The organism is Ferruginibacter sp., from assembly GCF_031430955.1.
GTDB lineage: Bacteria > Bacteroidota > Bacteroidia > Chitinophagales > Chitinophagaceae > Ferruginibacter.
Window position 1 is genome coordinate 1 of sequence record NZ_JANPCM010000471.1, and the last position, 4,400, is coordinate 4,400.

Sequence of the window (4,400 nt, forward strand, 5' to 3'; positions counted from 1 at the left end):
AATACCGGCTCAGGATTTTTTTTAAAATGAATGCCGTCATCACTCACTGCTATTCCAATCCTGGAAGTACGCATACCAATACCCGCCCCGGGAATATCTTCGGCACGAAATAATATATATACTTTATTATTTCTTATAATTGCCGCAGGATTAAACACATCTGCTTTTTGCCATTGCACTGTTTGCTTTTTTATGGGGCAATTAAAAAGAAAGCTGGAATCGGCCTGCATGATTGGATTGGTAGCAGGTTTTACAAATTTGCCCAATTGCCAATTACTAATTCTGCTTTGGCCTAAAGCAGTGGAACTGAACACAATAATGAGGATTAAACTATTTTTCATATTTTGTATTTTAAAATGGTAATTCCTGCGGTTACTGCACACTACATAACCCGGATTAACGTTTAACTTTGTATAGTTACGAAAAAGATTTATTAAACTATGGAACAATACGGAAAGATTTTATTGATTGCCATGCCGGCATTTTTGTTGCTGGTGTTATTTGAAAAATGGTATGGCTGGCGCAAAGGAAAAGATACGGTAAATAACATGGATATGATTTCCAGTTTAAGTTCTGGCGTTACCAATGTAACTAAAGATGTAATTGGAATTTATTTTGTTATCGTTTCTTACCCATTTTTGTTACGCATGCTGGCGCTAACGCATGTAAGTAACACCATTGCTGTGTACGTAATTGCTTTTTTTGCACTTGATTTTGCAGGCTATTGGGTGCACCGACTGCAGCACAGCGCAAACTTTTTCTGGAACGGCCATATCGTTCATCACAGCAGTGAAGAGTTTAATCTGGCCTGCGCATTGCGGCAAAGCATATCTGCAATTATAAAAACATTTGCCATTTTTCTTTTACCTGCTGCTTTGTTAGGTGTACCGGCAGAAGTAATTACAATTGTTGCACCGCTGCATTTGTTTGCACAGTTCTGGTACCATACACAGCATATAAACCGGTTGGGTTTTTTAGAAAAAATAATTGTTACACCTTCTCATCACCGGGTGCATCACGCCATTAACCCTGAGTATATTGATAAAAACTACGGACAAATTTTTATTTTTTGGGATAAATTATTTGGCACTTTTCAGGAAGAGAAAAAAGAAGTGCCGCCGGTTTATGGTATTACAAGGCCGGTGCAAACCTGGAACCCCATAAAAATAAATTTTCAGCATGTATGGCTGCTCGTTAAAGATGCCTGGAGAACTAAAAGCTGGAAAGATAAATTTACTTTATGGTTCAGGCATACGGGTTACCGCCCTGCTGATGTGGCTGTTAAGTATCCTGTTTACAAAATTGAAAATGTGTACGATTTTAAAAAATATGCATCAGCAGAATCTAAACCATTATTAGTTTGGATATGGATACAATTAATAATGCTGCTGTTATTTGTGAGTTACCTTTTTGCAAATATTGCCAGTATTGGTGCACCGGGTATTTTTATTTATGGTGCTTTTATATTTTTATTTGTGTATGCTTTTACCGAGCTGATGGATGGCAGCCGGGGTGCTATTTTTTGGGAGATATTAAAAAATACCATTGCCATAAGTTTAATTTTTTTGATGCAGGATTGGTTTGGTGTAAATAAATTTTCTTCAGTAATCCCTTATATATTGATGGAGTATTTTGCCATTTCAACTTTTGTAACTATTTGGCTGGCGCAGAAGAATGGTAAAATAGATAAAATACAGGCAATAGTCTAATTAAAATTCAAAACTTGCTTTATCTGCCGGGTTATCCAACTTTGTACTCTTTCTGTTGCCATCAACCGTTACATGTATAATGCCTATCTGTTCTTTTTTGTATTCGTATAAAATATTGTCGGTGATATCTATTTTTTGCAGCGATGCAATATTGCTTACCTGGTAAAAACTTACAATCCCTTCTTCCTGCTGCTCGTAACCAATAAATTGTAAACTTACTTTTTTGCCATTAGCAGTCAGCAATAAATGTTTTTGTACATAATCACCCACTAATTTATCCATGGCAGGCTTATCTTTGGGTTTTAAAAGATCCACAGTAGTCTTATAATTCTGGCGCAATGTTTTTTCAAAATCGTCTGTAAAAATTTTGCAGCTTATCTCCAATGTTTTATCTTTTGCATTCAATTCAATTTCGGTAACGCTTACAAAAAGTGGATGGTTAACAGTTTTGGCTGTTGTTATATTAACCAAAGTAAAAACTGTTAACCACTTAAATAAAATAGATACCATTTAGCACAGATATTAGTTAATAAAAATTAGATTAGAGATATTTGAACAGCAAAACTAACATAAACATTCAAGCAACAGGCACTTCATGCAGGATTTTGCATTTTATTTTAAATTAGGCTGGCAGCATATTATAAGCCTGGATGCTTTGGATCACCTGTTATTTATACTGGCTTTAAGTGCTATTTATTTGTTAAGCAACTGGCGGCAGGTTTTAGTTTTGGTTACAGCATTTACCATTGGTCATTCGCTTACGCTGGCCTTAAGTGTATATAAAATACTTGCTGTAAAAGATAGTTTGGTAGAGTTTTTAATTCCCTGTACCATTATTATAACGGCGGTATTTAATTTTTTTCAAAAAGATTTTACACCCAAATCTTTACGGTTAAATTATTTTTTAGCTTTGTTTTTTGGATTGATACACGGGTTGGGCTTTGCTAACACCATACGTTTTATGCTGGCAAAAAATCAGGGTATTGGATGGAGCTTATTTAGTTTTAATGTGGGGTTAGAAGCCGGGCAAATTGTTGTAGTAATGTGTATCCTGTTATTAAGTTTTTTAATAGTAAATAAAGGGCAGCTGAAAAGAAAATGGTGGTTGTGGGCATTGTCGGGTGTAGCTTTTTGCATAGCTTTAAAAATGGTGGTAGAGAGAACCCCTATCCACTAAAGGGTGAATTGCGAAGATTGAAGTAGATGGCATTAAAAAAATAAAAAATTCAGTAATGATCAATAAAGAAATAATGTTGAAGAGTGCCTTTAGATTTGTTTTAAGTTCTTTGATAAAGAAATAGAGTTATTATTATTACTATTTTCTTTTTTGCTACTTTTTTCTTTAGTATCCACGTTAATATGTGGATAAATCAACTAACCGGCAGCGGCACATTAACAGAGTGCCAGGAGTTAAAACCTAAGCGTCGATTTAATCCGCTGCCGATTTTTTACCGAAGCACTTTAAATAGAAATTTGGGTAAGACCCATTATCAAGGCTTTAGATACTACGGTAAATTAGTTGATTGCTTTTTTTAACGACTAAATTAAAAAGTATGCAGGAGCAATTTACGTTTTTTGTAGGAACAGATGTATCCAAACTAACTTTGGATATGAGTATTACCAGTAAAGGCATAGAGCTGCACAGCAGCCAGATTGCCAATACAAAGAAAGGAGTATCAGCATGGTTTAAAACCATGAGTAAACAAAACGGAATAAGTGTAGCCAATACTTTATTCTGCATGGAGTTTACAGGTATTTACAATCACCATATTGTGGAATACCTGTATAGTAAAGAAGCTGATATGTGGATAATGCCCGGCGCACAATTAAAGCATGGCAAGGGTATGGACAGAGGAAAGAGTGATAAAGCCGATGCAAAAAAAATTGCTTTATATGGATTTACACATCCTCACGAAGTAAGGCTGTGGAAAAAACCCAGGCTGGTATTAAAACAGTTAAGGGCATTAATAAACAGCAGGGAGGGCATGATACAAACACGGCATCAGTATGAAAGAAGATTAAAGGAAAGTAAAGGGTTAGTTGATAAAAAAGAATTAGCTGTTACTAAAAAATATTGTCAACCGATACTAAGCCTGGTAGCTAAACAGATTAAAGCAATAGACATAGCAATAAAAGAACTGATTGAAAGTGACGAAAAATTAAATGAAATAAATGGGTATGTACAGAGCGTAGATGGAGTGGGTATTGTAACAGCAGCAGAAATGATAGTTACTACCAATGAATTTGAAAATTATGCTGATGCAAAAAAGCTGGCCTGTCATTGCGGAGTGGTACCATTTAAAAAAGAATCGGGTACCAGCATAAAAGGTAAAGCCGGTGTGTCACACAAAGCAAACAAAAAAATGAAACGCCTCTTACACCTTGCTGCATTATCAGCAATAAGAGTAAAAGGCGAGTTTAAACAATATTATGAAAGAAAAAAGGCAGAAGGCAAGCATGTAATGAGTATCCTTAATGCAATTAGAAATAAATTAGTACTAAGGATATTTGCATGCGTAAAGAACAAAAGATACTATGAAAAAGATTACCAATATAGCTTGGTAAAACCATAGAAATCGACGCCAATGAACTTGAACAAAGAAATACTGCCAGGCTAAAAAATAAAAAAGCCGCCTCATTACAAAGCGGCCATTGGGTTAGTAAGAAAACTATTTTTATAATGCGGTGATG

Annotated in this window: 4 protein-coding genes and 1 pseudogene; 3 read left to right on the plus strand and 2 right to left on the minus strand. The window is 35.2% G+C overall.

Annotated features, from left to right (window positions below; genetic code table 11):
- Positions 1-341 (minus strand): annotated as a pseudogene (locus tag ACY65O_RS12945) (glycoside hydrolase family 130 protein); the annotation flags it as partial.
- Positions 342-440: 99 nt separating this feature from the next.
- On the opposite strand from ACY65O_RS12945, the gene ACY65O_RS12950 reads away from it, so the two are divergent.
- Complete coding sequence (locus tag ACY65O_RS12950; RefSeq protein WP_462221277.1) at positions 441-1,709, plus strand: sterol desaturase family protein; 1,269 nt, start codon at positions 441-443, stop codon at positions 1,707-1,709.
- Here ACY65O_RS12950 and ACY65O_RS12955 read toward each other — a convergent pair whose 3' ends face one another.
- Positions 1,710-2,219, minus strand: a complete 510-nt coding sequence (locus ACY65O_RS12955) for a DUF6702 family protein (RefSeq protein ID WP_462221278.1) — start codon at positions 2,217-2,219, stop codon at positions 1,710-1,712.
- 85 nt (positions 2,220-2,304) lie between these two features.
- Between ACY65O_RS12955 and ACY65O_RS12960 the strand changes: the two genes are divergently transcribed.
- Together ACY65O_RS12960 and ACY65O_RS12965 are read left to right on the plus strand one after the other, a co-directional pair.
- The gene (locus tag ACY65O_RS12960) at positions 2,305-2,886 is read left to right on the plus strand and encodes a HupE/UreJ family protein (protein WP_462221279.1); all 582 of its coding nucleotides are present in this window, start codon (positions 2,305-2,307) and stop codon (positions 2,884-2,886) included.
- Between the two features lie 376 nt (positions 2,887-3,262).
- Positions 3,263-4,282 (plus strand): IS110 family RNA-guided transposase, encoded by a 1,020-nt coding sequence (locus tag ACY65O_RS12965; RefSeq protein WP_462221280.1) that lies wholly within the window; start codon positions 3,263-3,265, stop codon positions 4,280-4,282.
- Positions 4,283-4,400: the final 118 nt, after the last annotated feature.

Coding starts and splice junctions, on each gene's coding strand:
- ACY65O_RS12965 (WP_462221280.1), top strand. CDS start 3,263: ATGCAGGAGCAATTTACGTTTTTTGTAGGAACAGATGTATCCAAACTA.
- ACY65O_RS12950 (WP_462221277.1), top strand. CDS start 441: ATGGAACAATACGGAAAGATTTTATTGATTGCCATGCCGGCATTTTTG.
- ACY65O_RS12960 (WP_462221279.1), top strand. CDS start 2,305: ATGCAGGATTTTGCATTTTATTTTAAATTAGGCTGGCAGCATATTATA.
- ACY65O_RS12955 (WP_462221278.1), bottom strand. CDS start 2,219: ATGGTATCTATTTTATTTAAGTGGTTAACAGTTTTTACTTTGGTTAAT.